This is a genomic window from Photorhabdus viridis (assembly GCF_040256935.1).
Lineage (GTDB): Bacteria > Pseudomonadota > Gammaproteobacteria > Enterobacterales > Enterobacteriaceae > Photorhabdus > Photorhabdus viridis.
On sequence record NZ_JBEJZY010000521.1, the window covers coordinates 1 to 223 of the forward strand.

The 223-nt window shown below is 39.9% G+C and carries 1 protein-coding gene; it reads left to right on the top strand.

Translation table 11 applies throughout. From position 1 onward, the window contains the following. Positions 1 to 162 (top strand): DUF2612 domain-containing protein (locus tag ABR397_RS24365; protein ID WP_350307925.1); only part of this gene is annotated, 162 nt, incomplete at its 5' end. Between the last annotated feature and the right edge of the window lie 61 nt (positions 163 to 223).

The following is a 223-nucleotide window of genomic DNA, read 5'->3' on the forward strand; positions in this document are numbered from 1 at the left end:
GCATATATCACTGATGATGGAAATATGAAGATGAGTTATGTATTTGAATTTCAGCTATCAACAGCAGAATTAGCAATTGTTCAAACATCGAGAGCACTGCCTTACCCGGTTGGTGTCAGTGTCGCAATCGTTCAAAGGATACCAACAAATGAAATCAACTGAAAAACCTAATCTTATTGCTGTTCCGTTTGCGAGCGCCGGAGACTATAACGAGATTGCAACA